General features: G+C 39.3%; 5 protein-coding genes. 3 read left to right on the top strand and 2 right to left on the bottom strand.

Annotation, left to right across the window (positions count from 1 at the left end):
• Positions 1-175: 175 nt before the first annotated feature.
• A complete protein-coding gene (locus N7931_RS19020) occupies positions 176-793 on the bottom strand; it encodes an NUDIX hydrolase (protein WP_262795920.1) in 618 nt (205 codons plus the stop codon).
• A 30-nt stretch (positions 794-823) separates the two neighbouring features.
• Complete coding sequence (locus N7931_RS19015) at positions 824-1,489, bottom strand: GntR family transcriptional regulator (RefSeq protein ID WP_262795919.1); 666 nt, start codon at positions 1,487-1,489, stop codon at positions 824-826.
• A gap of 174 nt (positions 1,490-1,663) precedes the next feature.
• On the opposite strand from N7931_RS19015, the gene N7931_RS19010 reads away from it, so the two are divergent.
• The 3 genes from N7931_RS19010 to N7931_RS19000 are packed head-to-tail and all read left to right on the top strand — an operon-like array spanning position 1,664 to position 4,489.
• Positions 1,664-2,674, top strand: coding sequence for a C4-dicarboxylate TRAP transporter substrate-binding protein (locus tag N7931_RS19010; RefSeq protein WP_262795918.1), 1,011 nt, complete (start codon positions 1,664-1,666; stop codon positions 2,672-2,674).
• Positions 2,664-3,221 (top strand): TRAP transporter small permease, encoded by a 558-nt coding sequence (locus N7931_RS19005; protein ID WP_262795917.1) that lies wholly within the window; start codon positions 2,664-2,666, stop codon positions 3,219-3,221. The genes N7931_RS19010 and N7931_RS19005 overlap by 11 nt, the downstream gene beginning before the upstream one ends.
• A complete protein-coding gene (locus N7931_RS19000) occupies positions 3,218-4,489 on the top strand; it encodes a TRAP transporter large permease (protein WP_262795916.1) in 1,272 nt (423 codons plus the stop codon). Before N7931_RS19005 ends, N7931_RS19000 begins: the two co-directional genes overlap by 4 nt.
• The last annotated feature ends 111 nt before the right edge of the window (positions 4,490-4,600 follow it).

Here is a 4,600-nt window from a genome sequence, read left to right as displayed (position 1 = left end):
TTTAGACTTAACCCATTAGGCCTTCAATGCTGCGCCTCGATTAAAAAGCATTTAGTTAGAACAAAATTTGTACATCAAACGTCAACAGACCCTAGTAATTAGATTAAAAAACAAAGCTAAGCAGAATTCGCTGACTTCTGCTTAAACTTTAGAAAGTGATTTGATTAAGCGAGGGTTAATCAACCAATACGCTTTGTTGTGGGCGATAAAAATGATCAAAAGCCATTTGGATATCCGCTTTGGATGTTCGGCCGCTGGAGAGTGGCGGGATTTCATCTATTCCAAAAAAGTCAATTTCCGATACTTCTATATTGGTTTTAGCTTCACCACCGGTTAGCTCACATAAAAAGAAAAACTTATAAATATGAAACGGGTATTCAGGTTGATAATCGTGAATTGCTCTGTCTTTTATGCGAATAAGTCTTGGTTTTTCAACAATGTAGCCCGACTCTTCTAATACTTCCCGAACAACCCCGTTAGATGCAGTTTCACATACATCTGCCCAGCCGCCCGGCATAGTCCAGCCATTATCTTCACGCTCTTTGACTAATAAAATTTTATCATTTTTAATAACTGCCGCTCTTAAATCTATTTTTGGGGTAGGGTAGCCGGTTTCTGGGATAAAGATTTGTTTAACCTGTTCAATAGGAGCACTACTTAAATGAGCGTACATTTGCTGTGAAATCTCAGCAAGTTGCGCGTATCTTTGTTGATCGTATTGGTCTTTGCCATAGGTTTTTCCAGCCTGAGCAATGGCTTGAATTTGTTTAACCCAGTCAATCCAGGGGTTCATAATAGCTCCTTAATTATTGATTTTGAGCTGTTAAAAATAATCAGCATGTTTGGCTTTTATCTGCTCAAGCACAGTTAATATTTCGCGGGTATGCAGCGCCATATATTCAGCGGCCTGCTGTGGATTTTGCTGTTTAATTGCATTAAGTATTTGCTTATGTTGAGTTAATACTCTGTCGTATTGGCCGCCAAATTCTTTCAGGCTTAAATTTCTGACTCGATCTAAATGTGCTTTTTCAAATTGAATAATACTGGCAGCGCGATCAAACCCAGTAAAATCAGCCAGTGTTTGATGAAACTTATCATCTAAATATTGAAATTTTATGGCATGGTTTTCTGCCGCGGCAATGCGCTGTTGCTCAATAATTTCTTCACACTCTACAATGGTTTTTTGTGGTTTGGCGCTGGCGACTTTGCTGACGATTGCCGTTTCAATTGCTTCACGAATAAATTGAGCCTCGGTAATTTTTTCTATACTGAGTTTAGAAACAAAAGTACCACTTTTTACTTTTACTTCAACCAGTCCCAAACTCACCAGTTTGGCTATCACTTCCCGAATTGGAGTGCGGCTTACTTGAAATTGTTTCGATAGAGAATTTTCCGACAATTTTTGTCCCGGCAAAATTTGCATTGAGATAATTTGTTCATGCAAATAAGTAAAAACGGGTTCAGAGGTCGGGTTTAAATTTACAGCCATTAATTTGTTTTACCTGATAAAAGTTCAATATGCTAAAGCTCTGTTTATCTACTCAAAGCTCAACAGAGCTTAAACATTAATAAAAACGAATAAATAAAACTAGTATTTATTTATTATCTTATGTATATTTTGACTATATAAACTTGTATACAAGTATTGGTGGTATCAATTGATATGCTAAAAATTTCAAAGTTATTGATAAGTCTGGTGTATTTAACTGGGTTAATCTGCTCGCAAGCGTATGCGAATAGTCAGCTTAATGTTGTGACTTCGCTGAGCCAGAGCGATCCTATGTATTTGGGCTTGGTTAAATTTAAACAACTGGTTGAGAATAAAAGTGGTGGTGAGCTTAAAATCCGTATTTTTATTGGCTCTCAGTTAGGTAATGACAATGATATTTTAGAGCAAGCCATGGCAGGAGCGCATGTTGCCGTATTGGTTGATGGCGGTCGCTTATCGTTTTATCAGGATGAAATGGGCATTTTAGGTGCGCCATATTTGCTGGACAACATTAATCAGCTAGAAACTTTAGTTAATTCTCCCATGTTTGCAGCTTGGTCAGCCGCTTTGGCAAAACAATCCGGCATTAAAATTTTGGCTTTTAACTGGTGGCAGGGAGAGCGTCATATTTTAGCCAATAAAATAGTCAAAAAACCGGCTGATTTGTCTGGAATTCGTTTACGCACCATTGGCGCACCGGTTTGGATTGAAACCATTAAAGCAATGGGGGCAACGCCAACTCCGCTCAGTTGGGCAGAAGTTTATAGTGGTTTACAACAAAAAGTCATTGATGGTGCTGAGGCTCAACATGCCGGCACTTATGGCGCACGTTTATATGAGGTGATTTCTTATATTAATAAAACCGGTCATATCAATTTAATCTCTGGTCTGGTTGCCAGTAACCAGTGGTTTGAAAAGCTGACCATCGCTCAACAAAATATTGTAATTAATGCCGCTCAGCAGGCAGGTTTGTTTGCGACAAGTCTGGTTAAACAAAAAGAAGCCGAAATTGAACAAACGTTAACCGAGCAGGGTGTTGAAATTATCGAATTGGATAAAACGCCTTTTAAAGTTGCAACGTCGGTTGTGTATAAAAATTTAGGATATCAGGATTTACACCAACAAATACAGACCTATTTAGACCAGCATACCCAAGCATCTGACGGAGGTTTGCATGTGGAATAAACTGGAGCGTCAGATTACCGCTTTATTATTGTTTTTAATTGTTGTTTTAGTCTTTGCGGCAGCGGTTATGCGTACACTGGGTTACCCGATTATCTGGTCGGTTGATTTTGCTCAGTTATTATTTGTTTGGTTGGCGGTGTTGGGATCGGATCAAGCATTAAAGCAAGGCAATCATGCCAAGCTGGATGTGTTTTTTAATAAATTACAACTCAAAAATAGAATTAAGTTAGCTGGGCTATTGAATATGATCAGCATTGCCTGCTTATTCGCTGTGTTGATATATGGAATTGAACTGGTATTGCTCAATCCGCTAAGGACATTAGGCAGTACAGACTTGCCTTATGCCTTGGTAACTGCTGCTATGCCCGTTGGCGCAGGATTGATGATGATTACTTTGATTTTTCAAAGCAAAGACTTATGGATATATTGGTATAAGCCAGAGCAATTTGGCGATTTGCTTGAAATGCCGCCGCATTTACAAAAATTATTGCAAAGCCAAGCCCCAGAGCCAATCAAGTCAGGCAAAACAGGCGGAGAGCAGCTATGATATTTTTAATTTTTATTGTGTTATTGCTCTTAGGTTTACCGCTGGCATTTAGTTTACTGGTGAGTGGATTTGTTTATTTTATCTCAGCCGACAGTTTGCCTATGGTGGTTGCTGTGCAGCGTATGGTAGCGGCAAGCCAGAGTTTTCCGTTATTAGCGGTACCGTTTTTTATTCTTGCCGGACATATTATGAATCACTCCGGCATTACCCAGCGTTTAATTTATTTTTCTAATTTATTAGTGGCTTGGATTTCCGGTGGCTTAGCGCATGTGACCATTGTATTAAGTGCGCTGATGGGCGGGGTTTCAGGTTCGGCTATTGCTGATGCGGCCATGCAATCGCGTATTTTGGGCAAACCTATGCAGGATTCGGGTTTAAGCAAAGGCTTTAGCGCCGCGGCGATTACCGTGAGTGCACTCATTACGGCCTGTATCCCACCGAGTATTGGCCTGATTTTATATGGTTATATTGGCAATGTTTCAATTGGTAAGTTATTTATTGCCGGTTTAATTCCGGGTGTTTTATTAACCTTAATTTTAATGTTGGTGGTGTATTGGCAGGCGAAAAAATCAGGATTTAAATCCGAAGGCGCGAGCAAACCTCAATTTAAGCAAATTATTACAGCGATGAATGACTGTAAATGGGCTTTGTTATTTCCGGTTATTTTAATTGTAACGATTCGCTTTGGCATTTTTACACCATCAGAAGCCGGTGCATTTGCGGTTATTTATGCTTGTGTGGTTGGGAAACTGGCCTATCGCACTTTAACCATCAAACAAGTGGTTGAGTCGCTGCATGAAAGTGTTTCTGATATCGGCATGATAATGCTGATTATTTTAGCTTCTGGAGTGATTGGCTATATGGTGGCGTATGAGCAATTACCCGTCAGCATAACCGAAACCATGATGGGACTCACCCAACAACCTTTATTGGTGATGTTAATTGCGCTGTTTTTATTGTTATGTGTTGGCATTGTGATGGAAGGCACAGTGACAGTTTTATTATTAACGCCGATTTTAGTGCCTATGGTGCAGTCGGTGGGTATTGATCCGGTTCATTTTGGCATTTTAATGATGATTATGGTCACATTTGGCGGCACAACTCCGCCAGTTGGTGTCGCTATGTATGCGGTTTGTAATATTTTAAATTGCTCAACTTCCGAATATTTAAAAGCAGCGTTACCGTTTTTTGCTGCGGTGATTTTTTTGGTGGTATTGCTGGCAATATTTCCATCGATTGTTTTGTTTTTACCTAATTTATTATTTTAACTGATTAGTAAATTATTTAACCTCAATTCGGTTTAATGAATATGTTTCAAACGGCCTTTTTTCGCGGGTACTGCGTTAAATTCACTTGCAATAGACTAGCTATTGACGCGT

This window comes from Catenovulum sp. 2E275, from assembly GCF_025515275.1.
GTDB lineage: Bacteria > Pseudomonadota > Gammaproteobacteria > Enterobacterales > Alteromonadaceae > Catenovulum.
Note: the sequence above shows the minus strand (reverse complement) of the source record. Positions and strands in the feature narration are given on the sequence as shown.